At 67.8% G+C, this 26597-nt stretch carries 21 protein-coding genes; 13 read left to right on the top strand and 8 right to left on the bottom strand.

The annotated features are described in order from the left end of the window. The first annotated feature begins 109 nt into the window (after positions 1-109). Complete coding sequence (locus DU478_RS05645; protein ID WP_114509968.1) at positions 110-2125, top strand: CocE/NonD family hydrolase; 2016 nt, start codon at positions 110-112, stop codon at positions 2123-2125. Positions 2126-2607: 482 nt separating this feature from the next. Here DU478_RS05645 and doeA read toward each other — a convergent pair whose 3' ends face one another. Both doeA and DU478_RS05635 read right to left on the bottom strand, forming a co-directional pair. Next, entirely contained in the window at positions 2608-3804 is a 1197-nt protein-coding gene (gene doeA / locus DU478_RS05640; protein ID WP_114509967.1) for an ectoine hydrolase DoeA, read from the bottom strand. A 311-nt stretch (positions 3805-4115) separates the two neighbouring features. Continuing rightward, entirely contained in the window at positions 4116-5009 is an 894-nt protein-coding gene (locus DU478_RS05635; protein WP_233501121.1) for a LysR family transcriptional regulator, read from the bottom strand. 147 nt (positions 5010-5156) lie between these two features. On the opposite strand from DU478_RS05635, the gene DU478_RS05630 reads away from it, so the two are divergent. The 6 genes from DU478_RS05630 to DU478_RS05605 are packed head-to-tail and all read left to right on the top strand — an operon-like array spanning position 5157 to position 12652. Next, the gene (locus DU478_RS05630) at positions 5157-6770 is read left to right on the top strand and encodes an ABC transporter substrate-binding protein (protein ID WP_114510233.1); all 1614 of its coding nucleotides are present in this window, start codon (positions 5157-5159) and stop codon (positions 6768-6770) included. Positions 6771-6773: 3 nt separating this feature from the next. After that, positions 6774-7808, top strand: coding sequence for an ABC transporter permease (locus DU478_RS05625; protein WP_114509965.1), 1035 nt, complete (start codon positions 6774-6776; stop codon positions 7806-7808). Continuing rightward, positions 7805-8692, top strand: a complete 888-nt coding sequence (locus tag DU478_RS05620; RefSeq protein ID WP_114509964.1) for an ABC transporter permease — start codon at positions 7805-7807, stop codon at positions 8690-8692. The genes DU478_RS05625 and DU478_RS05620 overlap by 4 nt, the downstream gene beginning before the upstream one ends. 3 nt (positions 8693-8695) lie before the next feature. Next, positions 8696-10330, top strand: a complete 1635-nt coding sequence (locus DU478_RS05615) for a dipeptide ABC transporter ATP-binding protein (protein ID WP_114509963.1) — start codon at positions 8696-8698, stop codon at positions 10328-10330. Positions 10331-10376: 46 nt separating this feature from the next. Next, the gene (gene atzF / locus DU478_RS05610; protein WP_114509962.1) at positions 10377-12182 is read left to right on the top strand and encodes an allophanate hydrolase; all 1806 of its coding nucleotides are present in this window, start codon (positions 10377-10379) and stop codon (positions 12180-12182) included. Further along, the gene (locus tag DU478_RS05605; protein ID WP_114509961.1) at positions 12182-12652 is read left to right on the top strand and encodes a RidA family protein; all 471 of its coding nucleotides are present in this window, start codon (positions 12182-12184) and stop codon (positions 12650-12652) included. Before atzF ends, DU478_RS05605 begins: the two co-directional genes overlap by 1 nt. Here the strand turns inward: DU478_RS05605 and DU478_RS05600 are convergent. Further along, a complete protein-coding gene (locus DU478_RS05600; RefSeq protein ID WP_158545745.1) occupies positions 12649-13845 on the bottom strand; it encodes an amidase in 1197 nt (398 codons plus the stop codon). The genes DU478_RS05605 and DU478_RS05600 overlap by 4 nt on opposite strands. 374 nt (positions 13846-14219) lie before the next feature. Between DU478_RS05600 and DU478_RS05595 the strand changes: the two genes are divergently transcribed. The 5 genes from DU478_RS05595 (at position 14220) to DU478_RS05575 (ending at position 20964) form a co-directional block, all read left to right on the top strand. After that, a complete protein-coding gene (locus tag DU478_RS05595) occupies positions 14220-15497 on the top strand; it encodes a beta-propeller fold lactonase family protein (protein WP_114509959.1) in 1278 nt (425 codons plus the stop codon). 65 nt (positions 15498-15562) lie between these two features. Beyond that, positions 15563-16558 (top strand): TRAP transporter substrate-binding protein, encoded by a 996-nt coding sequence (locus DU478_RS05590; RefSeq protein ID WP_114509958.1) that lies wholly within the window; start codon positions 15563-15565, stop codon positions 16556-16558. 108 nt (positions 16559-16666) lie between these two features. Further along, complete coding sequence (locus DU478_RS05585) at positions 16667-17254, top strand: TRAP transporter small permease (RefSeq protein WP_114509957.1); 588 nt, start codon at positions 16667-16669, stop codon at positions 17252-17254. Then, positions 17251-18540: a TRAP transporter large permease gene (locus DU478_RS05580; protein WP_114509956.1), complete on the top strand. Its 1290-nt coding sequence runs from the start codon at positions 17251-17253 to the stop codon at positions 18538-18540. Before DU478_RS05585 ends, DU478_RS05580 begins: the two co-directional genes overlap by 4 nt. 171 nt (positions 18541-18711) lie before the next feature. Beyond that, on the top strand, positions 18712-20964 hold the full coding sequence (locus tag DU478_RS05575; RefSeq protein ID WP_114509955.1) for a molybdopterin-dependent oxidoreductase: 2253 nt from the start codon (positions 18712-18714) through the stop codon (positions 20962-20964). 29 nt (positions 20965-20993) lie between these two features. Here the strand turns inward: DU478_RS05575 and DU478_RS05570 are convergent, their stop codons facing one another. From DU478_RS05570 to DU478_RS05550, 5 genes are read right to left on the bottom strand one after another with little or no spacing between them, the layout of a single operon-like run. Continuing rightward, positions 20994-22067, bottom strand: coding sequence for an Ldh family oxidoreductase (locus tag DU478_RS05570; protein ID WP_114509954.1), 1074 nt, complete (start codon positions 22065-22067; stop codon positions 20994-20996). Then, a complete protein-coding gene (locus DU478_RS05565; RefSeq protein WP_114509953.1) occupies positions 22060-22926 on the bottom strand; it encodes an ABC transporter permease in 867 nt (288 codons plus the stop codon). The genes DU478_RS05570 and DU478_RS05565 overlap by 8 nt, the downstream gene beginning before the upstream one ends. Beyond that, complete coding sequence (locus DU478_RS05560; RefSeq protein WP_114509952.1) at positions 22923-23732, bottom strand: ABC transporter ATP-binding protein; 810 nt, start codon at positions 23730-23732, stop codon at positions 22923-22925. The genes DU478_RS05565 and DU478_RS05560 overlap by 4 nt, the downstream gene beginning before the upstream one ends. Further along, positions 23729-24757: an ABC transporter substrate-binding protein gene (locus DU478_RS05555; RefSeq protein ID WP_114509951.1), complete on the bottom strand. Its 1029-nt coding sequence runs from the start codon at positions 24755-24757 to the stop codon at positions 23729-23731. Before DU478_RS05555 ends, DU478_RS05560 begins: the two co-directional genes overlap by 4 nt. A gap of 59 nt (positions 24758-24816) precedes the next feature. Then, positions 24817-25704, bottom strand: a complete 888-nt coding sequence (locus tag DU478_RS05550; RefSeq protein WP_233501120.1) for a fumarylacetoacetate hydrolase family protein — start codon at positions 25702-25704, stop codon at positions 24817-24819. 141 nt (positions 25705-25845) lie between these two features. Between DU478_RS05550 and DU478_RS05545 the strand changes: the two genes are divergently transcribed. Beyond that, complete coding sequence (locus DU478_RS05545; RefSeq protein ID WP_114509949.1) at positions 25846-26550, top strand: FadR/GntR family transcriptional regulator; 705 nt, start codon at positions 25846-25848, stop codon at positions 26548-26550. The last annotated feature ends 47 nt before the right edge of the window (positions 26551-26597 follow it).

The following is a 26597-nucleotide window of genomic DNA, read 5'->3' as shown; positions in this document are numbered from 1 at the left end:
CGCAGCAAGCTGCGCCTTGACTCCGCGCGCCCAGCCACCGCCCAACGCTGGACATCCCCCGGCCCGCCCGGTACCCGGACCACGCCCCCACCCCAACCGAGTGTCCGCCATGAAGATCGATCATCCGCTTGCCGTTCCCGTCCGGGAAATCGAACATCTCGAGATCCCGATGCCCGACGGCACCCGCCTTGCCGCGCGGGTCTGGATGCCCGAGGACGCTGAAGGTCAGCCGGTCCCCGCGATCCTCGAGTACATCCCCTACCGCAAGAACGACAAGACGCTCGAACGCGACCACGCCCGCGCGCCGTGGATGGCGGCACAGGGCTATGCCTATGTGCGCGTCGACCTGCGCGGCACCGGCGAATCCGAAGGGCTCATGCTGGACGAATACACCCCGCTGGAACTGCAGGACGGCTGCGACCTCATCGCCTGGATCGCGGATCAGCCCTGGTGCGACGGCGGCGTCGGCATCGTCGGCATCTCTTGGGGCGGCTTCAACGGCTTGCAGCTGGCGGCCCTGCGCCCTCCGGCGTTGAAGGCCGTGGTGTCGATCTGTTCGACCGACGACCGCTATGCCGACGACATCCACTACATGGGCGGTACCTTGCTGGGCGATCACCTGTCCTGGGCGTCGGTGATGTTCGGCATCAACACCCTGCCCCCCGATCCCGCCCACGTCGGTGACCGCTGGCGCGACCTGTGGGAACAAAGGCTCGACGGCTCGGGCCTGTGGCTGGACAACTGGCTGCGGCACCAGACCCGCGACGATTTCTGGAAACACGGCTCGATCTGCGAAAATTTCGCCGATGTCGAGGTGCCGGTCTATGCCGTCAGCGGCTGGGCCGACGGCTATTGCCGCGCGGTGTTCCGGCTGGTCGAGAACCTGAAATCGCCCGCCAAGGGCATCGTCGGCCCCTGGTCGCACAAGTATCCACACCAGGGCGCCCCCGGCCCCGCTGTGGACTGGCTGACCGAGGAGACGCGCTGGTGGGATCAATGGCTCAAGGGCCACGACACCGGCATCATGGACGAACCGCCTTTGCGGCTCTACCTGCAGGACCACGCCGAACCGAAGGGGTTCTACACCCACCGCGACGGGCGCTGGATCACGGAGCCCGCCTGGCCCTCGCCGAACGTCACCCGCACTGCCCTTTCGCTCGGCGCTGATGGTGTCCTCGGTGGCACGCCGGACGGGCAAGAGGCCGCGCGGACGATCCGCTCTCCGCTCTGGGTCGGGGTGCAGGGCGGCAAGTGGTGTTCCTACGCCCACGTGGGCGACCAGCCGGGCGACCAGCGCCGCGACGACGCCGGGAGCCTCGTGTTCGAGACCGCGCCGCTGGAGGCCGACATGGACATCGCCGGCGACCCGGTCCTGACCCTCGCGCTGCAGGTAGACCGTCCCGTGGCGCAGGTCGCCGCGCGGCTGATCGATGTGGCGCCCGACGGGGCCGCGACGCGGGTCAGCTACGGCCTGCTGAACCTCACCCACCGCGACAGCCACGAACACCCCGAGGCTCTGGTGCCCGGCCAGACCTACCATGTCGAGGTGCCCATGAAGCACGTGGCGCAGACCTTCCGCGCCGGGCATCGCATCCGCCTGTCGCTGTCGACAAGCTATTTCCCAATCGCCTGGCCTGCGCCCGAACCGGTGACGCTGACGGTCTTGACCGGCGCGTCGGCGCTGTCTCTGCCGGTGCGCACCGACGACGGCGTCGTGCCGCACGATCTCGGGAGCCCGCGCGCCGGTCAACCGCTGGACGTGATCTTCGACCCCGAACCCTTCGGCGCATGGCAGGTGACCGAGGACCGTGACACCGGCCGCGTCACGGTCGAAACCCGCGACCACGAGGGGGGTGCCAGGATCACCGAACACGGGCTTTTCCACTCCGCGGAGGGACACGAGCGCTATTCGGTGCTGCCCGACGATCCGACCTCGGCGACGGGTGAGGTCACCTGGACCCACGAGATGCGCCGCGACGGCTGGTCGGTGAAGACAGTCACCACGACGCAGCTGACCTGTGACGCGACCGATTTCCACATCGCGGCGCGCCTTCAGGCCTGGGCAGACGGCGCGCTGGTGCGCGATCTGGACTGGGACGTCTCGATCCCCCGCCACCTGGTCTGAAGCCGTGCGTTCAGCGAAGAGCCTGATCGGATCCCGTCCCTATGCCTTTCGCGGCGCCAATTGGCATTTCAGAGTCTCGAAGCGCTCTTTCCGCTGCGAGCCTTAGCGAACGGCGCCGCTTGTCTCCCGGTACGGAATCGAGGCCGCCATGGGCGGCCGCCGTGCCAGCGCCGGACCGGCCCCATGGGCCGGCGCTTTGTCGATCCTTGGCTCCGAGCTCTTCGCGACCGCGGACTTGGCGACCATAAAACGCATCAGCTCGACAGTTAGATGCGCCGCCCCCCGGTCCGGCGCTGGCACGACTAAACAACGTCCGCTTCGTCCGCAAAGCCGCTTTTGGGGCCATGAGGCTTCCGCAGAAGTCTTCGGGCGCCTCTTTTGGAGAGAGCAGGACCTGGCCACGCGGTGCGCTACGACATGCACGCGCCTGGTCGACTTTGGCCGCTTACCCGGTTCTGCCTGTTCCGGCGAAAACGCCGCGCCTACTGCTTGACCAGCATCTTGCGCGGGATGTCGCAGAAGACCTCCGGGTCGCCGTCGGTGATGGCGATGGATTCCGTGGTCTCGTAGCCCCAGGTGTCCATCCACAGGCCGGTCATGAAATGGAAGGTCATGCCCGGTTGCAGTTCGGTCATGTCGCCGCGCCGCAGGCTCATGGTGCGCTCGCCCCAATCCGGCGGATAGCTCAGGCCGATGGAATAGCCGCAGCGGTTGTCCTTGACGATCCCGCGCTTCTCCAGCGACTTGAAGAAGGCATCGGCGATGTGGTGGCAGGTGTTGCCCGCCCGCGCCGCCTCGAGCCCGCGGTCCATGCCCTCGAGCACCGCCTCTTCGGCGTCGAGGATCGCCTGCGGCGGCTTGCCGAGGAAGATCGTGCGCGACAGCGGCACATGGTAGCGCTGGTAGCAGCCGGCGATCTCGAAGAAGGTGCCTTCGTCGGGCTTCATCGGCAGGTCGTCCCAGGTCAGGTGCGGTGCTGCGGCATCGGGACCCGAGGGCAGCAGCGGCACGATGGCCGGGTAATCTCCGCCGTGCTGGTGCCATTCGTCGAAGCGCAGCGAGGCGTCGTAGATCTCGGCCACCAGATCGCATTTACGGATGCCGACCTCGATCTTCTCGGCGATGCGGTGGTGCATGCGTTCGACGATCCGCGCGGCCTGGCGCATGTATTCCAGCTCTTTTTCCGACTTCACCGCCCGTTCCCAGTTGATGAAGGCGGTGGCGTCCTTGAACTTGGCATCCGGCAGGCCGTTCTGCAGCCGTTCGAAGGCGCGGGCCGAGAACCAGTAGTTGTCCATCTCGACGCCGATGGTGCCCTTGTTCCAGCCCATGTCGGCGAGCTTTTCGCAGAGGTATTCCATCGGGTGCCGCTCGGTCGACTGCACGTAGTGATCGGGATAGCCGATGACGTTGTCGCGCCCGACCCAGACGGTGCGGTAGGCGCCCTGCGCATCCTGTCCGCGCCCGAACCAGATCGGGTCGCCGGTCGGCCCCACGATGACGCATTGATGCACGTAGAAGGACCAGCCGCCGTAGCCCGAGACCCAGGACATGTTCGACGGGTCCGACAGGATCAGCATGTCGAACCCCTGCTTTTCCATCTTGGCGCGGATGCGCACCAGCCGTTCGCGGTATTCGTCGGTGGTGTAGCGTTCGGGCGTGCGTTGAAGCTTGTTCATGCGGGCCTTTCCAGTCCTGCGCCACCCCTCCCGCAAAAGGCGGGAGGCCGGCGACGTGTCGATTGTTCGGTGTCGGCCCGGCGCGCGCAACCGCATCCTCGCTGCCGGAGATCCGGCGGATGCGGCCCGCGCCCTGGCCGCGTATTGCGATCCTGACGGTCTTGTCGCAGCCTCGCAAGCGCAGTGGCACGGGTTTCCGGTGCGGAGGGGTGTTTTTCGTGCCCCTCACGGTGATCGGACGGCCTGCCCCGCAGGGTCCGCGGCCATCTGCGCCGGGATCGCGGTGCGCGCGATTCGCGTCCCCACTCCCATCAGGGGCCGGCGGTGCCAGACAACGCCGCCTCCAGCTGGCGGGCGAACTTGGCCGAGGCGACGGGCAGCACCCGGCCCCGCATCTGCCCCAGCAGCAGCCGCCCCGCCGGCAGGTCGCGTTCCGAAATCGGCGCATGGGCGATGGCGGCCTGCTGCGCGCTGCGCAGGCCGATGGGGATCTGGAAGCCTACCGCGTCTTCCTCGACCACATAATGCCGGATGAGTTCGAAGGATTCGGTCTCCAGTACCGGATCGAAGGCCAGCCGCCGCCGCGACGCCCCCATCTCGAGCAGGTGACGCACCCCGTAGGGCGCCGAAGGCAGCACCAGCTTGCGGCTGAGGCAGTCGCGCAGCCGCACCTCTGTTTTTCGCGCCAGCGGGTTGCTGGCGCGAAAAACCGCATGCACCCGTTGCGGCAATTCGAACAGCACTTCGAAATCGACCATGTGCACCGGTTCGAACACCAGCGCCAGGTCGCTTTCGAAGGCGGCGAGGTCCTTTTCCGCCTGCACCCGGTCGCGCACGTTGACGCCGAAGGTCACGCCCGGATGCTCGGCCCGGTAGGCAGCGATCTGCTCGGGCAGGAAATACGGCAGCAGCGCCTGGCTGCAGGCGATGCTGACATGACCGCGGCGTTCGCCGGTCAGGTCGGCGACCTGCGCCTGCACGCGCGCCAGATCGCTGCGCTGCGCCCGGATGTGCTGCATCAGAAGCTCGCCCGCCGGGTTGAGCCGCATTCCGCGCGGCAGCCGTTCGAAGATCGGACAGCCGAATTCCTGCTCGAACCCCTGGATCCGCCGGATCAGCGCCGAGGCGGTGAGGTTGCATTCCTCTGCCGCGCGCCGGATCGACCCGGCACGGACCACCGCCTCGATCAGCTCATATGTGCGCAAGTGTCTGATCGCGTGTCCCTTATCTCCATGCGTTGCAAGATTTGCACCGCATTCGTGAATTTATAGCAGTAGAAGTGAACGATGGAACCCCGCACGCTTTTGCCAAAGACGAATCTCAAGAACGTCCAACAGCGCGAGGATTTTTTCATGACCCAAGGCACCACACGGCGGAATTTTCTCAAGATGGGCGCGGGCGCTGCATCGGTCCTGCCCTTCCTGCGGGCAATGCCCGCGGCGGCACAGGGCTCTGACACGATGGTGGTGGTGATCGGCGAGACGATCAATTCGCTCGACCTGCACCGCTCCGGCACCAGCCGCGCCGCCTACCAGGTCGGCATAAACTGCTATGACCGGCTGGTGTCCTTCGGCACCAAGGAAGCCATCGGCGGCGGCCTGTCCTACGACTATTCGGTGATCGAACCGGAGCTTGCGGAAAGCTGGGCCGTGTCCGAGGACGGCAAGACCCTGACCTTCAAGCTGAAGCCCGAGGCGCGGTTCTGGGACGGGCGGCAGGTGACGGCGCAGGACGTGAAGTGGTCCTTCGACCGCGCCGTGACCGTCGGCGGCTTTCCCACCGTGCAGATGAAGGCAGGCGGTCTGGAACGCCCGGACCAGTTCGAAGCGGTGGACGACGCGACCTTCGTCATCACGCTCGACCGCCCGTCGAAACTGACCATTCCGGACCTCGCGGTGCCGGTGCCCTACATCATCAACTCCGTCGAAGTGCAGGAAAACGCGGCGGAAGACGACCCCTGGGGGCTGGAATACCTGCACACCACCCCGGCCGGGTCCGGCGCGTTCAAGGTGCTGCGGTGGGCGCCCGGCGAACAACTGGTCTACGAGCGCAACGACGACTGGGCCGGCGGTCCCCTGCCCGCGCTGAAGCGCGTGGTCATCCGCGAAGTGCCCAGCCCCGCCACCCGGCGCGCGCTGGTGGAACGCGGTGACGTCCAGATGGCCTTCGGCATCCCCGACAAGGACGCCGCGGAGCTTGCCGACACGATCGACGTCTTCTCGACCCCGGTCGAGAACTGCATCCATTGCCTGTGCCCGAACTTCAGCTTCGAGCCGTTCCAGGATGCCAACGTGCGCAAGGCCATCGCCTATGCCATCCCCTACGAGGACATCTTCCAGACCGCCGCTTTCGGCCGCGGCCTGCCGCTTTATGGCGGTGAAGCGGAGATCGCCGCGGGCGACACCCAGTGGCCGCGCAAGACGCAATACGACACCGATCTCGACAGGGCAAAGGAACTGATGGCCGCCTCAGCCTACCCCGACGGCTTCGAGGTGCCGCTGTCGATCAGCCTCGACCTCGCGTCCTGGATGGAGCCCACGGCCCTGCTGGTGCAGGAGGCGCTGGCCAAGATCGGCATCACCGCCGAGATCGAGAAGATCCCCGGCGCCAATTGGCGCACCGCGGTGCTGGTCGAAAAGCGCCTGCCGCTGCATCTGGAGAACTTCGGCGGCTGGCTCAACACGCCCGACTACTACTTCTTCTGGGCCTACAAGGACGGGCACCTGTTCAATTCGTCGAACTACCGCAACGAAGAGATGGAAGAGCTGGTCGACGCCACCCTGCACATGCCGATGGACGATCCGGAATGGGCCCCGATGATCCAGCGCATGTTCGAGATCGCGCTGGACGAACTGCCGCGCATCCCGCTCTACCAGCCGGCGCTGAACGTGGCGGCGAACGGGGCCGAGGGCTACGAGTTCTGGTTCCACCGCCAGCTCGACGTCCGTCCGATCAGCGTGGGCTGAGCCATGCTGCGCACCCATCCCCGGCTGCGCGCGGTGCTGTTGCGCTGCGCGCAGGCGATCCCGGTCGTCGTCGGGGTCGTGGTCATCAGCTTCGTTCTGACCCGCGCCCTGCCCGGCGACCCGGCGGTCTATTTCGCCGGTGTCATGGCCGACGAGGCCTCGATCCAGGAAACCCGCGTCGCCATGGGCCTCGACAAGCCGCTGCCGCAGCAATTCCTGATCTACGTCGGAGAACTGATGCGCGGCGACCTGGGCCAGTCGCTGACCTCGGGCCGTGCGGTGGCGACCGACCTCGCCAACCGCCTGCCCGCCTCGCTTGAACTGACGCTGACGGCGCTGCTGCTGGCCTGCGCCATCGCCATCCCGCTGGGCGTGCTGGCGGCGACGCGGCCCGGCACCTGGGTCGACCACCTCTGCCGCGTGATCGTCACGGCGGGCGTTTCCCTGCCCACCTTCTTCACCGGGATCGTGCTGATCTACGTCTTCTACTACCTCCTGGGCATCGCGCCCTCGCCGCTGGGGCGGCTCGACTTCATCTACCTCGAACCCGAGCACGTCACCGGCTTCTACCTGATCGACGCCGCCATCGCCGGCGATTGGGAAACCTGGTGGGGGGCCGCCAAGCAGCTGATCCTGCCCGCGGGCACGCTGGCGCTCTTTACCCTGGCCCCTGTGGCGCGGATGACCCGCGCGGCGATGCTGACGGCGCTGTCGTCGGATTTCATCCGCACCGCCCGCGCCGCAGGGCTGAGCCGGAGCCGCGTGCTTTACGGCTATGCCTTCCGCAATGCGCTGCTGCCGGTGGTGACGACGCTGGGCATGGTGTTTTCCTTCGCCCTGGGCGCCAACGTGCTGGTGGAGAAGGTCTTTGCCTGGCCCGGCATCGGGTCCTACGCGGTCGAGGCGCTGGTGGTGTCGGATTACGCCGCCGTGCAGGGCTTCGTGCTTGCGATGGCACTGCTCTTCGTGTTGCTCAATCTGGTGATCGACCTGCTTTACACGGCGATCGACCCCCGCATCGGGTTTGATTCAAAATGACCGACATGCCCGCCCCCGCCAAATCCGCAAACGCGCGCCAGTCCGGCAGCTTCGAGCACCTGGTCTACGTGCTGCGCGCCAACCCGGTGACGCTTCTGGCCTTCGGACTTTTCGCCTTCTTGATCTTCTGCGCCCTCTTCGGCCCGTCGGTGGTGCCCTACGATCCGCTCGAGACCAACGCTGCGAAGGCGTTGCAGCCTCCCTCCATGGAGCATTGGTTCGGCACCGACCAGATCGGGCGCGACGTCTTCAGCCGGGTGATCGTGGCGACGCGGCTGGACCTGTCGATTTCCGTGGCCGCGGTGGCGCTGTCTTTCGTGGTCGGGTCGATCCTGGGCGCCATCGCGGGCTATTGGGGCGGCTGGCTCGACATCATCCTGAACCGGTTCCTCGACACGATCATGGCCTTTCCGCTGTTCGTGCTGGCCATGGGCATCGTCGCGGCGCTCGGCAACACGATCGAGAACATCATCTACGCCACCGCCATCATCAACATGCCCTTCTACGCAAGGCTGGTGCGGGCCGAGGTCAACATCCGCCGCGACGCGGGTTTTGCCCGGGCGGCGAAGCTGTCGGGCAATTCGGACCTGCGGGTGCTGGCGCTGCACATCTTCCCCAATGCGCTGCCGCCGATGATGGTGCAGGTCTCGCTGAACCTCGGCTGGGCCATCCTCAATGCTGCGGGCCTGTCGTTCATCGGTCTGGGCGTGCGCCCGCCGACGCCGGAATGGGGCATCATGGTCGCGGAGGGCGCCAACTTCATCGTCTCGGGCGAATGGTGGCTGGCGGTCTTTCCGGGGCTCTGGCTGATGATCGCGGTCTTCACCTTCAACCTGCTGGGCGACGGGCTGCGCGACATCGTCGACCCCCGCAAGAGGACCTGAGCCATGCTGAACGTGCGGAACCTTGCCGTCAGTTTCCAGACCCGCCGGGGCCAGGTGGACGCGGTGCGCGGCATCAGCTTCGACCTCGCCAAGGGCGAGATCCTCGGCATCGTCGGGGAAAGCGGATCCGGCAAGTCGGTGACCTCCTACGCGCTGATGCGCATCCTCGATGCGGGCGGCGTGATCCGGGCGGGCGAGGCCAGCTATTCCGGCACCGACCTGCGCCGCGCGTCCGAGCGGAACATGCGCGACATCCGCGGGCGCGAGATCTCGATGATTTTCCAGAACCCGCGCGCGGCGCTGAACCCGATCCGCAAGGTCGGCCACCAGATCGAGGACGTGCTGCGCCAGCACGGCCGCGCCACCCGGCAGGACGCCCGCACCAAGGCCATCGCGGCGCTCGAGGCGGTGCGGATCAAGGACGCCGCCGCGCGCTACGACGCCTACCCGTTCGAGCTCTCGGGCGGCATGTGCCAGCGTATCGTCTGCGCCATCGCCTTGGCTTGCGACCCCAAGCTGCTGATCGCCGACGAGCCGACCACCGGGCTCGACATCACCACGCAGAAGGCGGTGATGGACCTCGTTCGTGACCTGATCCGCGACCGCGGCATGAGCAGCATCCTGATCACCCACGACCTTGGCCTTGCCGCGCAGTACTGCGACCGGATCATGGTGATGAAGGACGGGCAGATCGTCGAACAGGGCGACCCCGTGCAGATCTTCTCGGACCCGCAGCACGCCTACAGCCGCAAGCTGGTGGACGCGACCCCGCGCGAGGGCGAAAGCATCCGCAGCCTGCTGCCGCCCGAAGAGCGCAAGGCGCTGATCCCGCACAAGGTGCATCCGCGCCCGCTGCTCGAGGTCACGGACCTCGTGAAGACCTACCAGGGCAAGTCCGGTCCTGTGCACGCGGTGCGCGGCATCTCGTTCCGCATCGACCAGGGCCAGAGCGTCGGGCTGGTGGGCGAGTCGGGCTGCGGCAAGTCCACGACCTCGGAAATCCTCGTGCGGCTGCTGGACCCGACCAGCGGCACGATCCTGTTCGACGGACAGGACATCGCCGGCATTCCCGCACAGCGTTTCGTCAAGGACCCGCGCCGGGCCGATATCCAGATGGTGTTCCAGGACGCCACCGACAGCCTCAACCCGCGCCACTCCGCCCGACAGACCATCGCCGAACCGCTGCGGAGGCTGGGCGGCATGGGAGGATCGGCCCTGGCCGCGCGGATCGAGGAACTGGCGGCCCTCGTCGGCTTGCCCCTTCCCTTGCTCGACCGGTTTCCGCACCAGCTGTCCGGCGGACAGAAGGCGCGCGTGGGCATCGCCCGGGCGGTGGCGCTCAACCCGCGCTTCCTGATCCTCGACGAGCCGACCGCCGCGCTCGACGTGTCGATCCAGGCGGTGGTGCTGAACCTGCTGGTCGATCTGCGCGCCAAGCTGGGGCTGAGCTACCTCTTCGTCAGCCACGACCTGCACGTTGTGCGGCTCTTGTGCGACCACGTGCTGGTCATGAAGGACGGCGCCATCGTCGAGGAAGGCCCGGCACATCGGGTGATGTCAGAGCCGACGCATCCCTATACAAGGGAGTTGCTGGCCGCCGCGCCAAAACCCCCGGCCCGCCGCATCGCCGCGGCGTGATCCCAGGCCCCGAGACCCGAAGCCCCAAGACCGAAAGACCGTGCCGATGCTCAGTTCCCTGCCCTTTACAATCGCCGCCCTCCAAGACGCCTATGCCAGGGGCACCCGCCCCGAAGAGGTCGTCGACGAGGTGCTGGCGCGGCTCGACCGGATCGGCGATCCAGGCATCTTCATCCACCTTTGCGACCGCGACAGCCTTATGGCGGAGGCCTGTGCACTGGGGGCCTATGATCCGGCGAAACCGCTCTGGGGCATCCCCTTCGCGGTCAAGGACAACATCGACGTGGCGGGGCTGCCCACCACGGCCGCCTGCCCCGCCTATGCCTATACGCCCGAAAGGGACGCCTTCGTCGTCGCCCGGTTGCGCGCGGCGGGGGCGCTGATGATCGGCAAGACCAACCTCGACCAGTTCGCCACCGGCCTCGTCGGCGTGCGCACACCCTATGGCGCGCCGCGGAATGCCGTCGACCCGGAGATCGTGCCCGGCGGGTCCTCGGGCGGGTCGGGCGTGGTCGTCGGCCACGGCGCCGTCGCCTTCTCGCTGGGCACCGACACCGCAGGGTCGGGCCGCGTGCCCGCGGCGCTCAACAATATCGTCGGGCTGAAACCGACGCTTGGCGCGCTTTCGGCCGGCGGCGTGGTGCCCGCCTGCCGCACGCTCGATACCGTGTCGGTCTTCGCGCTGACGGTCGACGACGCCTTTGCCGCCTTCGAGGTGGCCCGTGGCTTCGACCCGGCGGATGCCTATTCGAAACCGCTGCCGTCCAAGCCTCTGACCGCGCCCCTACCGGCCCTGCGGATCGGCGTGCCCGACGCGGCCTCCAGCGCGTTCGACGGCGACAGCGTGCAGCAAGAGACATTCGCCCGCGACGTGGCAAGACTGGCCACACAGGGTGCCGAGATCGTCGAGGTGGATTTCACCCCGCTCTACGCCATCGCCGCCATGCTCTACCAGGGCGCCTGGGTGGCCGAGCGGCACACGGTGATCGCCGACCTTCTGGCGCGGGACCCCGAGGCCGTTTTGCCGGTGACGCGCCAGATCATCGGACTGGCCGAGACGATGAGCGCCGACGACGCCTTCCGGGGCATTTACCGCTTGGCCGAACTCAAACGCGAGGCCGAGCCACTGCTGGCCGGGCTCGACATGCTCTGCGTGCCGACCATCCCACGCTTCGTGACGGTGGCCGAGATCGAGGCCGACCCGGTGGGCCCGAACTCGATGCTGGGCACCTACACAAACTTCGTGAACCTGCTCGACCTGTGCGGCATCGCCGTGCCGACCGCACCGCGCAGCGACGGGCGGCCCGGAAGCGTCACGCTGTTGGCCAGGGCCGGAGAGGATGCGGCCATCGCCGCCGTCGCCCGCGGCTTCGAAGCCGATTGCCCGCGGCCCCTTGGCGCCACGGCGCATCCCGTGCCGACGCCCGCAGCTCTGCCCGCCGCGCAGGATGACCGGATCGAGCTCGCGGTCTGCGGCGCGCATATGTCCGGGCTGCCGCTCAACGGCCAGCTCACCGCACTCGGGGCCAGCTTCCTGCGCGCGGATCACACCGCGCCTTGGTACCGCTTCTACGCCCTTGCCGGCGGTCCCCCCGCGCGTCCCGGACTTCTGCGCGACAGCGGCCCCAAGGCCGGCGCCGTCGCGGTCGAGGTCTGGTCGCTGCCCAAGGCCGCCTTCGGCAGCTTCATCGAACAGGTGCCCGCGCCGCTGTCGATCGGATCGGTCGAGCTGTCGGACGGCACCCGCGTCAAGGGGTTCCTCTGCGAGGCCGACGGCATCGCCGGGGCGACAGAGATCACCCATCTGGGCGACTGGCGCGCCTACCTGGACCAGCCGCTGGAAACCGCCTGATGGGGCGCGTCGAGCAGCGGTTGCAGGCGGCGGGCCTGACCCTGCCGCCCGACTGGACCCCGCGCGGCCGGTTCCTGCCCTACCGACGCGACGGGTTGGTCGTATACCTCTCGGGCCAGATCTGCGAATGGGACGGCGCCGTCACCCATACCGGCCCGGTGGCGGACACGCCCGACGCCATTGCCCAGGCCCGCAAGGCGGCGCAGGTCTGCGCGCTCAACCTGCTTTATCGCCTGCGCGAGGCTTGCGACGGCGACCTCGACCGTGTCGACGGCATCCTGCGGCTGGGCGGCTTCGTCAACTGCGCCCCCGGTTTCGGCGCGACCCCGGCGGTGATCGACGGCGCGACCGAGGTGTTCCTGACACTCTTCGGCGACGCCGGCTGGCATGCGCGCACCGCCGTCGGCGTCTGCGGCCTGCCCGGCAATGCCGCCGTCGAGGTCGATGCCGTGGTGCGCCTGCGCGGCTAGGCCCCGGGAGGCTGCGGGCGCGGGATCGGCGGCGCCTTGGATTCCAGCGATGCCGCGACCGACAGCAGGCGCAGGTCGTCACCCGGATGCCCGGCCAGCATCACCGCCCGCGGCCGCCCGAGGCTGTCCAGCCCCCATGGCAGGCTCACCAGCGGGCCGCCGACCACGGTCCAGGGCGTCAGCCAATCCTGAAACCCGGTCGTGCCGTCGATCAGCGGCGCACCGTCGGGCACCGGCAGGGTCAGGATGACATCCACCTCTTGCATCTGCCGCCAGAACGCCATCCGCGCCGCGTCCAGCGTGTTCCTTGCCTCTGCCACCTCGCCGGGCGACAGCGTCGCACCGGCCTCCAGCCCGGCGCGGAACTTCGGTTGCAGCAGGCCGATCCGGTCCGGGTGCAGGAGCGCCGCATGGGTCTCGGCCGCCTCGGCCTGCATCACGCAACGATGCGCGGCGACGATGGCGGCCACGTCGATCTCGGGCACCACTTCGCGCGCGGCGCCCATGGCGTCGGCTGCGTCCTGCCACGCCGCGTGCGTCTCTTGTGTGGCCCGCGTCTGCGTTGGCAGCAGGAGGCGCGCAGATCGCAACGGATCGGCCGTCTCCGCGGCGTTCGGCGCCAGGACGGAAAACGCCGACCGCGCCACGGCCACGTCGCGCGCGATGATCCCCACGGTGTCGAAGCTTCGGGCCAGCGGCGTCATGCCTTCAACAGGCAGCACGCCATAGGTCGGCTTGACCCCGACGACGCCGCAATAAGCCGCCGGACGGCAGAGCGATCCGGCGGTCTGCGTGCCCAGCGCAAGGTCCACCAACCCCGCCGCCACCGCCGCACCCGATCCGCTGCTCGACCCGCCGGGCGTGCGGGTCAGGTCGTGTGGGTTGCGGCAGGCGGTGGGATCGGTGAAGGCGAATTCCGTCGTGGTCGTCTTGCCGACGATCCGCGCCCCCGCCTGCCGCAACGCCGCCACCACCGGCGCATCCGCCTCTGCCGGCGCGGCGCCCTCGCAGGCGGCGCTGCCGTTCCGGGTCGGAAGGCCCGCCACGTCGATGATGTCCTTGACTCCGACGGTCAGCCCCCGAAGCGGGCCGGAGGATGGCGCCGCCCGGGCGTCCGGTGGGCAGAACGCCACGAACGACCGGATGTGCGGCTCCCATGGCGACAGATCGGAAAAATCTCGCGAATCGTCCATGGGGCGCGGTCCTTGGAGGGTCGGGCTCGGGTCGCGCGGAGGGGCGTCGATCTCGCCGCATGGTCCGGGGCCCGCGGTCCCGATTGGTAAAGCCGACATGCACCGCGGTCCATCGGTATCGGGCATCCCGGTCGGCCGGACAGTCCCGCCGAGACGGACTGCCCAATTTCCGGGCTGATTGGACGCTTAGCGGCGGGTCCGGGCCCGAGAAAGCATTTTGTCGAATGTTGACAGAACCTGACGCGCTGCCTACGCTTCGATTCTGGGGAGGACGTTTTTCAGCTCATGAAACAATCGAATACGCGCCCGCAGGCGCTTGAGAACGATGAGCCCGAAGGCTCGAGTACGGGTGCAGCGCACGGAATTCACCTCCGATGAAAAAATCCCTGGGACACCTGATCGTCAGCGGACGCTGGGACGACAACGTCGCCATCGTCGATCTCGACAAGGCGCTGCTTCCCGAAAATCACGAGACTTCGAACGCGGTGATCTCTCGGCCGCGCGCCACCCCCGATCTCGACCTTGATGGGGATGGCACGCCGGACGCCCGGGCCAGCGGACAGCCGGTCGCGGTGGCGGTCGATGCAAACGGGCGTTTCGCCTATGTCGTCTGCCATTCCGGCTCCGCCACGCCAGAGGCCGCGGGCGCCTACCAGCACGGCCACCCCGGGCTGGTGACGGTGCTCGACGTCGCCAGGGCGCTCGACCCGACCCATGACGACACGCTGGGCGCGGTCGCGGAGTTCGTTCCGACCGGGCGGACCGGACCGGTCGGCTGCGCTCTGTCGCCGGATGGCGCGGTGCTGCTGGTCAATTGCGGCGAAGCATCGGAAAGCGAGGACGGCGGCGACGAGGTCACGGTAATCGACGTGGCGACCCGTAGCGTTTCGGCGCGCACGCCGCTGGTGCTGAACCCGGATCACCCGGCCCGTACACCCAGCACGCAAGACAGCCCGCACGAGACCTTCGGCCATTACCCCAACCCCACCGGCATCGTGATCTCGCCGCACGGAGGCGGCACGGTGTTCATCGGCAACGGCGGCTTCAGCGACGTGTCGGTGCTCGACCTCGCGAAGGCACGTGCCGGGTCGGATGCGGCCGAGATCAACCGAGTCGCGACGGAAACCGGCCCCTTCGGCATGGCGCTAAGCCCGGACGGGACGCTCGTCGCCGTCGCGGCGCGCGAAAGCATGTCGCGGGACTACGAGGGCGAGACGGTGTCGCTGATCGACGTGGCGCGCGCGGCTGCCGGGCGCGACGATGCGGAACGCGCCCGCATCAAGGTGGGCGGCAGCACCGACGACCTGCACAGCCGGCCCTTCGGCGTGGCCTTTTCCGAGGATGGCAAACGTCTGGTGGCCTCGTGTTTCCGCAGCAACGCGGTGTCGATCCTCGATGTGGAGGCCGCGGTGGCCGGACAGCCCTGCGAGCTGCACCTCATCCATCCCGAGGCGCCCGGCGGCGGGCCGTCGCGGCCCCGGGGCATCGCCGTCAGCGGCAAGTATGCCTGCGTGATCGGCGGCGCGAAGGGCGGATCGCGCAGCAGCCTCGTCTGGCTGATCGACATCGACACCGGCACCGTCGCCGCGACGGTCACCGAAGTCGGCAACGAATCCTATTTCCTGGCCGCCGTGCCGCCCCGCGGGGCGTGACACGGACGGACCGGGACAAGGCCCCGAAGAGGGCCGATTTCGTGAAACCCTAGGGAGGAAAGACAATGATTGACGTGACCAAGAGGACAGCCCTCGGGCTGATTGCGGCGGCCGCGGTCTGCGCCGGGACGGCCCAGGCGCAGGACACGCTGGAGCTGAGGATGTCGGTGGAAAGCACGCCGGGCGCCTCGACCCAGCAGATCCTCGGCGTGTTCCGCGACGCCCTGAAGGAGGAACTGGGCGATGCCGTGGCCATCGAGTATTTCGACAGCGGCACGCTCGGCGACGAGATCGTGCACATGCAGCAGGTGCGGACCGGACAGCTCGACGTCATCCCGATCGGATCCGACGCCGTGCAGCTCGATCCGAAATTCGCGGTCTTCGACATCCCGTTCCTGTTCAGCAGCCGCGAACAGGTCTCGGCGGTGCTCGACGGGCCGATTGGCGAGGAGCTGGACCAGTCGTTCCAGGAGAACGCGGGCCTGAAGGTCCTGGGGTTCGGCGAGATCGGGTTCCGCCACATCACCAACAACGTGCGCCCCGTGGTAACGCCCGCCGACCTCGAGGGTCTGAAACTGCGCACTCCGGGCAGCGCCACGCGGATCATGTCCTTCGAGATGCTCGGCGCCTCGCCGATCAAGATGAACATCGGCGAGGTCTACCTGGCGCTCCAGCAGGGCGTGATCGACGGGCAGGAAAACCCCTTCGGCAACATCGCCAAGTGGTCCTGGGATGAGGTGCAGAACTACATCTCGCTGTCGCGCCACGTCTACACGCCGATCACGCTGGTGATGAACCTGCGGCGCTACGAGAGCCTGACCGACGAACAGCGCGAAGCGGTACATGCCGCCGCGCGCACGGCGGTCGAGGCGAGCCGCGCCTACGGAGCCGAGAACGACTCCTCGCTCGAGGCGGTGATCCGCGAACGGTCCCCGGACGTGCAGTTCAACGAGATCGACACGGCCAGCTTCCGCGAGATCGCAGGCCAGATCGGCGAACGCATCGGCGAAACGGCAGGGCCCGAGTTCACCGCGCGCTTCGTCGCCGCCGCGAACGAGTGACCGGCTGAGCACAGCCGCCAGACCGCCGCGGCTTCGGTCGCGGCGCATGGACCGTGCGCGCACCCCTGCGCGCGGTCCGGACACCGCCCCTTGCGCCATAGGACCCCCATGACCCGAGACAGCAGCGATCGCGACACGATAGATGTCGCCGAGGAAATCGACCGTACCGCCCGCCAGATGGAACTGGCGGATCCGGACGACGGCCTGGGCCGGCTCGACAAGATCATCAACCGTAGCGTCGAGGCCATCGGCGTGCTGGCGCTGACGACCATCGTCGCCGTCGTCTTTGCCAATGCCGCCTCCCGCTACCTGCTGAACCACAGCTTTTCCTGGGCCGAGGAACTGGTGCAGATGACCATCCCCTGGCTGGCCATGTCGGGGGTCTTCCTGTCGATGCGGCGCGGCACGATGATCCGCATCGACTACTTCTTCGAGAAACTGCCTGCCGCCGCGCAGCCGGTCATCGCGAAGGCGGGTTTGGCCTTCAACTGCCTGGTCCTCGCCACTTTGGCCTACATTTCCTACGACTTCGTGCGGCTCTTCGGCGGCGACATGACGCTCTACACCGGGCTGCCGGTCGGCTTTTCCACCTCGGCGCTGCTCTTCGGCGCGGCGGGGGTGGCCATGGCCTATGCCGCTGCCTTCGTCGGGGCATTTCGCAGCGGCCCCCGGAACCGGAACGGAGACATGACATGACGCCGCTCATCGGCGCGGGGCTGGCCATCGTCCTGCTGTGCCTGCTGCTTGTCCTGAGCATTCCCATGGTCGTGGCGATCATGGCCGTGGTGCTCTTCAGCAATTATTTTTCGGGCGCGTGGATGCTGACGCTCCCGCAGACCATGATGTCCGGCATCGGCCGCTTCGTGCTGATCGCGCTGCCGCTCTTCGTGCTGGCCGGGGGGCTGATGAACGCCGGCGGCATCTCGGGCCGGCTGTTCGAATTCGCCCGCGCGCTGGTCGGATCGCTGCGCGGCGGGCTGGCGCATGTGAACGTCGTCACCAGCATGTTCTTCGGCGGCATGATCGGGTCGTCCACGGCGGACCTCGCCGGCACCGGGTCGATCGTCATCCCCGAGATGCGCAAGAACGGCTACCCGGCGGATTTCTCCGCCGCGCTCACCGCGTCTTCGGCGGGCATCGGGCCGATGATCCCGCCCAGCTCTCCGATGATCCTCTATTCCGCCATGACCGGCGTGTCGCTCGGTTCTCTCTTTCTCGCGGGGCTGATCCCCGGCCTGCTGCTGGGGCTCACGATGATGATGATAATCGCCTGGCTGGCCCGGCGCCGCGGCTGGGAGCCCTACGCGATCTTCTCGCTGCACGAGGTCGCGCGCGCCGGCAAACGGTCGATCCTGTCCTTCGGGATGCCGCTGATCATCGTCGGCGGGCTGGTGGTCGGCGTCTTCACCCCGTCCGAGGCCGGGGCCTTTGCCGTGGTCTATTCGATGGTCCTCGCGATGGTCGTCTACCGGGTGCTGAGCCTCAAGGGGCTCTACCGCGTGCTGTCGAACGCCGTGCAGCTGAGCGGCGAGCTGCTGATCATCGTGGGCCTGTCCTTCGCCCTCGGCTCCGCGCTGACCAACGCGCGGGTGCCGGAATTCCTGATCGAATTCATCGACCTCGCGACCGTCGTCGACAGCATGTACCTGCGGCTGGTGGTGCTGCTGATCCTCGCGATCCTCGCGGGCATGATCCTCGACCCGCTCATTCCGGTGCTGATGCCGATCATCCTGCCGACGCTGATCTTCTACGAGGTGGACCTCGTGCATTTCGGCGTGCTGATGGTGCTGGCGGTGGTGATCGGACAGGTGACGCCACCGATGGCCATCGCCCTGATCATCGCGGGCAAGATCGCCAACGTCGACCAGATCCGGGTGATGCAGGCCAACATGCCGTTCTTCCTGGGCATCATCGTCTTCCTGCTCGTGGCCATCGCGGTACCGGGGCTCGCGACCTGGTTGCCCGATATGCTTCGGAACTAGGGACCGGCGCGCGACGCTGATGTGCCGCGCGCCGTAACGGAAGCGCGGAGAGTGAACCGGTCCCCCTGCCCTTCTCGACCCCGGGCTGCGGTCCCAAGCTGGTCGGAGTTCAGCTCTTTCAAGCCTGCCACGGCAGAGGTAGAAAGACCGCACACAGCGCAGGAGCTTCCCATGCCCGACACGCCCCGACGGCAGACATTCGTGACCTCCAGCCACTGGGGCGCCTTCGAGGTCGATGTCGAGGCCGACCGCATCGTGGCGACCCGCCCCTTCTCACAGGACCCGCACCCGACGCGCATCCCCGACATCCTGCCTGCGGCGGTGCATCATCACGCCCGCGTCGCCCGCCCCGCGATCCGGCGCGGCTGGCTCGACACCCGCGACCGCTGCGGTCGCGGATCCGACGACTTCGTCGAGCTGCCCTGGGACGAGGCGCTGGACATCGCCGGGGCCGAGATCGACCGGGTGCGCAAGACCCATGGCAACGAGGCCATCTTCGGCGGCTCCTATGGCTGGAGCTCCGCCGGGCGCTTTCACCACGCGCAAAGCCAGGTGCACCGGTTCCTGAATGCCGCCGGGGGCTATGTCGCGTCCTTCGGAAGCTATTCCACCGGCTGCGCCCAGGCGATCATGCCGCATGTCTTCGGCGGCAATTTCCTGAACCTGCTCTACCAGCACCAGGACAGCTGGCAGACGCTCTTCGATCACACCGAGACGCTGGTCATGTTCGGCGGGATCAATCCGAAGAACGCGCAGGTCAGCATGGGCGGCATCACCGAGCATGACACGGCCAGCTGGTTCGACCGCTTCGCGCAGAAGCGCATGCGCTGCTTCAACATCGGCCCGCAGCGCAGCGACGCGCCGGCGGGCTGCGACTGGCTGCCGCTGCGGCCCGGGTCCGACACCGCGCTGATGCTGGCGCTGGCCTTCGTGCTCGAGGACGAAGGGTTGACGGATCGCGCCTTCCTCGACGCCTGCACCACGGGTTTCGATCGGTTCCGCCCCTACCTCATGGGCGACAGCGACGGGCAGCCCAAGACGCCCAACTGGGCGGCGCCGCTCTGCGGGGTCGATGCCGACGAGATCCGCAGCCTTGCCCGGCGCATGGCCGGCACCCGCACGATGATCACCGTCGCCTGGTCCCTGCAGCGCGCAGAGCACGGAGAGCAGCCTTACTGGATGTCCGCCGTGCTGGCGGCGATGCTGGGCCAGATCGGCCTGCCGGGCGGCGGCGTGGGCTACGGCTACGGCGCCATCGGCGGGGTCGGCAAGTCGGTGATCGGGATGCGGGGCATGACCTTCTCGCAGCTCACGAACCCGGTCGACACGGTGATCCCCGTCGCCCGGATCGGCGACATGCTGCGCCATCCCGGCGCGGAGTACGACTTCAACGGCCGGCGCGGCCCCTACCCAGATATCCGCCTGATCTACTGGGCCGGCGGCAACCCGTTCCACCACCACCAGGACCTCAACGCGCTGCACGAGGCCTGGCAAAAGCCCGAGACGATCATCGTCAACGAACCCTGGTGGACGGCGACGGCCAAACGCGCGGACATCGTCTTTCCTGCGACGACGTCCTACGAGCGCGAGGACATCGCGCGCACCAACCTCGACGATTACCTCTTCTACATGCCGCAGCTGATCCCGCCGGTAGGCGAGGCGCGCGACGATTACGACATCTTCGCCGGACTGGCGCAGCGGATGGGGATCGAGGATACGTTCACCGAAGGCCGCAGCGCGTCAGAGTGGATCCGCAGTCTTTACAGCGACTATCGCGCGCTGGCCGCAGAGCAGCGGATCGACGCGCCCGATTTCGAGGACCTGAAGGCGCGAAACTGGGTGCGCCTGCCGATCCGCGTGGACGGCCCGAACCGCACGCTCTTTGCCCCGTTCCGCGAGGACCCGCAGGCGCATCCGCTGCAGACGCCCTCGGGCCGGATCGAGATCTTTTCCGAGACCATCGACGGTTTCGGCTACGACGATTGCCCGGGCCACCCGGTCTGGCTGCCGCCTTCGGAATGGCTGGGCACGGCGACCGAGGCCGCGCCGCTGCACCTAGTGTCGCCGCAGCCCGGCGACAAGCTGCACAGCCAGTTGGAGAGCGCGTTGGCGGATGTGCCGGGCGCGCGCCCGGTGGCGCTGGCGATCCACCCCGAGGACGCGGCAACGCGGGGGATCGGCGCGGGCGACCTCGTGCGGGTCTTCAACGCGCGCGGGGCCTGCCGGGCGCGGGCCGAGGTGACGGAGGACATCCAGCCCGGCGTCGTCGCCCTGCCGACCGGCGCCTGGTTCGGCGACCCCGACAGCAACATCGACCCCGACGGCAACCCGAACGTGCTGACGCGGGACATCGGCACGTCGCGGCTGGGACAGGGGTGCAGCGCGCATACCGCGCTGGTCGATGTGGCGCGGCTTTCCTCCTGAAGGTTTCGACGTTTGGCGCGGATCCGGTGTTACCCGGCGGCCTCTCCCGGAAACGGCGGCTCCAAACCGTAGTCCGATGCCAGCGCATTGAGATCGCGGCGCAGGCCGGGCGTCAGTGTCAGCCCGTCGCGGCGGCGCGCCTCGGCGGCGGCGGTCTTTCCGTCGCCGGGCAAGCGCACCGGATCGTGGCCCGGCAGCGGCTCGGACGCGCGCATCTCGGCAAAGACCCGCGCCGCTTGCCGCGCGAACCCGTCGCCCATGCCGAAGGCCTTCGGATCGAGCGCCGCGACGAACTGCCCGGTATTGGTTGCCGAGGTCGTGTCGCTGGTGAAATCGACCACGTCCGACCCGAAGGCCGCGCCGTTCAGCACGCCGGCCATCAGGCCGATGGCGACCGACAGGCCAAAGCCTTTCGGCCCGCCGATGGGCAACAGAAAACCCTCGGAGCGTTTGCCGGGATCGGTCAGCGGCAGACCGTCGCGACCGACCATCCAGCCTTCGGGCATCGGCTGGCCCTCTTGCAGCAGCGTCTTGATCTTGCCCATCGCCGCCACGGTCGTCGCCATGTCGAAGACGAAGGGGTCCGGCCCCTCCGCCGGGGCGGAAAATGCAATGGGGTTGGTCCCCAGAAGCAGATCGGTCCCGCCGTAGGGCGGCACATGATTGGCGCTGCCCACGGCGGCGGCCATGCCCAGCATCCCCGCCTCGGCCTGCGGGCGCACATACAGCGCCAGCGGTCCCGCGTGATTGCCGCGCCGCACCCCGACCCAGCCAATCCCGGCGGCGCGGGCCTTTTCGATGGCCAGATCGCGCGCCGTGGCCATGGCGAGGTGCCCCAGCCCGTCGTCGCCGTCGATCACTGCGGTGGCGACGGTGTCCTGCACGACCGAAACCTTGGGCGCCGGATTGCAGCCGCCGCCCTTCAGCCGTGCCAGGTACTGCCGAAGCCGGAACACGCCGTGGGTGCCGTAGCCGTAGATGTCCGCCTCGACCATGAGGCCCGCGACGGTCGCCGCATCCGCCTCCGGCACCCCCTGCATTTCCAGCGCGCGGGCCACGAAGGCGCGCAGACCCTCCGCCGGGATCGCGCCGGCGTCAGCCATCGTAGGACCCCACGGTTTCCTTCTGCCAGAACACCACCCGGCGCTGAGTCCACTGCACGATGAGGTACAGCACCAGGCCGACGACGCTGAGATACAGGATCAGCGAGAACACCCGCGGCGTGTTGAGCTGCGAGGCCGCGACGCGGATAAGCTCGCCGAAGCCCTTGCCGCCGCCGAGAAACTCGCCAGTGATCGCCCCGGCCATGACGCCCACCGCACCGATCTTGAGGCCGGTGAAGATCTGCGGCAGGCCGGTGGGCAGCTTCATCTTGATGAGCGTCTGCATCCGGCTGGCGCCCATGGTCTTGAAGAGCATCCGGGCGTTCTCATCCGCCGCGTGCAGCCCCGCCGCGGTGCCCACGACGATGGGAAAGGTCGCGATGAAAGCCGCGAGCGCCACCTTGGATTCGATGCCGAAGCCCAGCCAGGCCACGAAGAGCGGCGCAAAGGCCACCTTGGGCATGGTGTCGATGGCGACGAGGTACGGCATCACCGCCTTTTCGCCGAAGGCCGTCTCGCCCACCAGCACGCCCAGCGAGAAGCCGATGGCGATGGCCAGCGCAAAGCCGTAGATGACCTCGAGGATGGTGATCCAGAGCGAGTCGAGCATGTAGCCGCCGGTCAGGAGGTTCTGGCCGACGAAGATCATGTCCTTGAAGGTTTCCATCGGCGTCGGCAGGATGATCGGCGACACCATGCCCAGCGCCGTCACCAGCTGCCAGGTGCCGATGAAGACAACGAAGACGAAGGTCATCGCCACCGAACGCGGAACCGAGTCGATGAAGGCGACCTCCTGCTCCCAGACGGTCTCCTGCACCGTTTCCTCGTCGGTCGGGTGGTTGGTCTGAAATTCGGTCACATGTCCTCTCCCTTGTCCAGCATCGCCCGGATCCGGTCGACGATCTCGCCGAATTTCTGCGTTGTCATCATGTCCAGCGTCCGCGGGCGCGGCAGGTCGACGGGGACCACCTCGGCGATGCGTCCGGGGCGCGGTTTCATCACCACGATATCGTCCGAGAGGATCACCGCCTCCTGGATCGAATGGGTGACGAGGAAGGCGGTGGCGTTCTGCTCGCGGCAGATGCGCTGAAGTTCCATGTTCATCAGGTCGCGCGACAGCTCGTCCAGCGCGCTGAACGGCTCGTCGAGCAGCAGCACCGCCGGTTCGGTGATCAGCATACGACAGATCGAGGCGCGCTGCGCCATGCCGCCCGAAAGCTCGTTGGGATAGACATCCTCGAAGCCCTTGAGGCCGACCATCTCGAGCAGGTCGTGCGCGGCTTCCATCGCCTTCTTGGCAGCGGCCTTGCCGTCGCGGATCTCGATCGGCAGGACGATGTTCTCGGCCGCCGTCTTCCAGGGAAACAGCGTCGCCTGCTGGAACATCATCCCGATGTCGCGGCGCGGGCCGGTCACCGGCTTGTTCTGCAGGATCACCCGGCCTTTGGTCGGCGGGATCAGCCCGGCCATGATCTTGAGCAGGGTCGACTTGCCGCAGCCGCTCGATCCGATGACCGAGGTAAAGCTGCCCTTGCGCAGGGTGAGGCTCACGTCCTGAAGGGCCACCACCTGATTGCGGGCGTAGGTCTTGCTGACATTCGTCAGCTCATAGACCGGCGCGCCCTGAGGCACGCCGGAATAGTCATGTGCGGCAGCACTGGTCATCCGCCGACCGCCTCGCTGCCGATCTCGGCGAACTCGTTGGTCCAGGCCGCGTCCAGATCGTCGAGCGGCCCGGATATCTCTCCGCCGTCGACCAGCGCCTGCTGCCATTCCTCCCAGACTTCCGCCGGATACCAGCCCATGTACGGGGCATCGTCCGAGGGCACGGTCTTTGACCGGACCGCGTCGAACAGCGCCGACTGGAACTCCTTGTCCTCGCCTTCCTGCGGGTTGCCCGCCGCCAGATGCGCCAGCACGGTCTCCCGGTTGGCGTCGTCCATCGCGAAGGCATGGCCCTTGGCAAAGGCGCGGCTCCACTTCTCGACCAGTTCGCGGTCGTTGGCGATGGTGTCGGCCATGGTCGCGATGCCGTTGCCGAAGAAGCGGTTGAACTCCGCCGGCGTGATGTCGCGCACCGCCATGCCGCGCTGGTTGAGGATCGCGGTGTCGGCGGTGGAGGCCGAATAGGCGTCGATCTCGCCGTTGAGGAAGGCCGCCGTTGCCGGGCCGCCGTCGCCGACGGTGAGGAAGGTGTAATCCTCGCCCTCGGTCATCCCCGCACCGGTCAGCACGTTGCGGGCGAAGCCGACCTCGGCGCCGTCCGCGGTGCCGGTGCCGATGACCTTGCCGCGCAGGTCCTCGATGCTGGTGTATTCGCTGTCCTCCTGCACGGCGATGCCGAAGTTGCTGCGCGCGGCGACGTTGTAGATGTGCACCGCTTCGACGCCGCGGGTCCGCGCGGCCAGCAGCGGGCCGGGTCCGGGCCGTCCGAAATGCGCCTGCCCCGCCGACAGCGCCTGCAGCACCGCGCCCGAGCCGTTGATCGCCTCGACCGTGACGTTCAGGCCTTCTTCTGCGAAGAAGCCTTCGCCGATGGCGGTGAAGACCGGAAACGAGTTGATGGCCGAGGGGCTGGGCTGGACGAAGGTGATGTCGCGCATGTCCTGCGCGAAGGCCGCCCGTCCGAGCAGGCCCGTGGCCGGAACCGCCGAAAGCAACGAGGCGGTGAATGTTCTTCTGGTGATCATGTTGGTTCTCCTCCCTTTTGTGTCGTCCCTCGTTTGCACCGCATTCGGGCAGCGAGGGTTTATACGGAGCGCACTGTGTTGCTGAGCGTCCCGATCCCGGAAATGTCGCAGACCACCGTGTCGCCATCCTTGAGGAAACGCGGCGGGTCCATCGCATAGCCCACCCCCGACGGCGTTCCGGTGGCGATCATGTCGCCCGGCTCCAGCGTCAGGCCTTCGGAGAGCGATGCGATCAGCGTCGGAATGTCGAAGATCATGTCCCTGGTGTTGCCGTCCTGGCGGGTCTCGCCGTTCACGCTCAGCCCGATCGACAGGGCATGCGGGTTGGCGATCTCGTCGGCGGTCACGATGGCGGGGCCGATGGGGCACGATCCGTCGAGCCCCTTGCCCTTGAAATACTGCCCGCCGTGGCGGCGCTGGATGTCGCGCGCGGTGATGTCGTTGAGGATCGTGTAGCCGAAGACGTGCTTCATCGCGTCGGCCTTCGAGATGTTGCGGCCCGCGGTGCCGATCACCACGGTGAGCTCGACCTCGTAATCGACCGAGGTCGACACCTCGGGAAACATCAGCACATCGCCGCCCGGCGCCACCACCGAGGTCGGCGGCTTGGTGAAGAACACCGGGTGTTCGGTCACGCCGATCTTGAGGTTCTGCGCACGTTCCCCTTCGGCGATATGCTCCGCATAATTGCGCCCGACGCAGAAGACGTTCTTGCGCGGGTTCGGGATCGGCGCCTGCAACGGCGCATCGCCGCCCACCACCGCGTCGTCGTGTGCGCCCTCTTCGGCCTCGGCCAACATCTTGCGCGCGGCCTCCAGCGCCGCCGGACCGCCTTCGATCAAGGCCTGCATCGACGCCGCCACCTGCGACAGGTTCAGCAGGCGGCCATCGGCCAGGTACGCGGCGCAGACATCTGTGCCGTCCACGGAAATGGTTGCCAATCGCACGCGGCGGTCCTCCCTTTGATCGTAACCGTTCGGAGCCAGTCGGCGGTGGCCTGCGACTCTGCGAACCGGTCTCCTCTTCCCATCCATGTTTCGCTGACTTACCGTCACATTCAATCAACCAATACCGACATTGGGCGGATCATGACAAAGACGACCGACCTCGCGCAGAAGCTGCGCGCCCTGATCGACGAGACCGGATACCGCTACAACGACCGCATCCCGCCCGAGCGGGTCCTGTGCAAGACCATGGGCACCACGCGCAACCAGCTGCGAAAGGCCCTGGCCGAGCTCGAGGCGCAGGGGCGGGTCTGGCGGCACGTGGGGCGCGGCACCTTCGTCGGGTCGCGGCCGGTGCTGAACCTACAGGACGTCACCTATCTGGGCGACCAGATCAAACCCGAACAGGTGGTCGCCGTGCGCTTCAGCATCGAACCGCAACTCTGCCGCCTCGCCTCGCGCCACGCGACGCGGTCGGACCGCGAACAGATGCGGCTTTGCGCCCTGCGCTGCCGAGAGGCGGAGGATTGGCGGGCCTACGAGGCCTGGGACAACAACCTGCACCACGCCATCGCGCGGGCCACGCAGAACCAGCTCTTCCTCTATTTCTTCGAGACCCTGAACGCGGTGCGGCGGTCGATCATCTGGGGCCAGCCGCGCCAGACCCGCAAACCCGCCGAGGACTATTCCAGCTTTCACCAGCACGACATCATCGTCGCCGCCATCGAAGCCGGCGACGCCGACCTCGCCGCAGAGGCGATGCACCGGCACCTGATCTCGGTCTATTCGCGCATTCTGCCCGACAGCGTCCCGCGGGAATACCGGCACGAGGGCGCATCCGCTCAGTGATGCAGCGAACGCGCCAAGGTCCGGTCGCCCTCCAATCTCCCGCCGAC

Origin of the sequence: Thalassococcus profundi (assembly GCF_003344785.1) — a bacterium.
Taxonomy (GTDB): Bacteria; Pseudomonadota; Alphaproteobacteria; order Rhodobacterales; family Rhodobacteraceae; genus Puniceibacterium; species Puniceibacterium profundi.
The sequence above is the reverse complement of the archived record's forward strand: the minus strand, read 5'-3'. Positions and strand labels throughout refer to the sequence as shown.

Bases quoted from the DNA above. Each gene is read 5' to 3' on its own strand.
- DU478_RS05645 (WP_114509968.1), top strand. From the start codon at position 110: ATGAAGATCGATCATCCGCTTGCCGTTCCCGTCCGGGAAATCGAACAT.
- doeA (WP_114509967.1), bottom strand. From the start codon at position 3,804: ATGAACAAGCTTCAACGCACGCCCGAACGCTACACCACCGACGAATAC.
- DU478_RS05630 (WP_114510233.1), top strand. From the start codon at position 5,157: ATGACCCAAGGCACCACACGGCGGAATTTTCTCAAGATGGGCGCGGGC.
- DU478_RS05625 (WP_114509965.1), top strand. From the start codon at position 6,774: ATGCTGCGCACCCATCCCCGGCTGCGCGCGGTGCTGTTGCGCTGCGCG.
- DU478_RS05620 (WP_114509964.1), top strand. From the start codon at position 7,805: ATGACCGACATGCCCGCCCCCGCCAAATCCGCAAACGCGCGCCAGTCC.
- DU478_RS05615 (WP_114509963.1), top strand. From the start codon at position 8,696: ATGCTGAACGTGCGGAACCTTGCCGTCAGTTTCCAGACCCGCCGGGGC.
- atzF (WP_114509962.1), top strand. From the start codon at position 10,377: ATGCTCAGTTCCCTGCCCTTTACAATCGCCGCCCTCCAAGACGCCTAT.
- DU478_RS05605 (WP_114509961.1), top strand. From the start codon at position 12,182: ATGGGGCGCGTCGAGCAGCGGTTGCAGGCGGCGGGCCTGACCCTGCCG.
- DU478_RS05600 (WP_158545745.1), bottom strand. From the start codon at position 13,845: ATGGACGATTCGCGAGATTTTTCCGATCTGTCGCCATGGGAGCCGCAC.
- DU478_RS05595 (WP_114509959.1), top strand. From the start codon at position 14,220: ATGAAAAAATCCCTGGGACACCTGATCGTCAGCGGACGCTGGGACGAC.
- DU478_RS05590 (WP_114509958.1), top strand. From the start codon at position 15,563: ATGATTGACGTGACCAAGAGGACAGCCCTCGGGCTGATTGCGGCGGCC.
- DU478_RS05585 (WP_114509957.1), top strand. From the start codon at position 16,667: ATGACCCGAGACAGCAGCGATCGCGACACGATAGATGTCGCCGAGGAA.
- DU478_RS05580 (WP_114509956.1), top strand. From the start codon at position 17,251: ATGACGCCGCTCATCGGCGCGGGGCTGGCCATCGTCCTGCTGTGCCTG.
- DU478_RS05575 (WP_114509955.1), top strand. From the start codon at position 18,712: ATGCCCGACACGCCCCGACGGCAGACATTCGTGACCTCCAGCCACTGG.
- DU478_RS05570 (WP_114509954.1), bottom strand. From the start codon at position 22,067: ATGGCTGACGCCGGCGCGATCCCGGCGGAGGGTCTGCGCGCCTTCGTG.
- DU478_RS05560 (WP_114509952.1), bottom strand. From the start codon at position 23,732: ATGACCAGTGCTGCCGCACATGACTATTCCGGCGTGCCTCAGGGCGCG.
- DU478_RS05555 (WP_114509951.1), bottom strand. From the start codon at position 24,757: ATGATCACCAGAAGAACATTCACCGCCTCGTTGCTTTCGGCGGTTCCG.
- DU478_RS05545 (WP_114509949.1), top strand. From the start codon at position 25,846: ATGACAAAGACGACCGACCTCGCGCAGAAGCTGCGCGCCCTGATCGAC.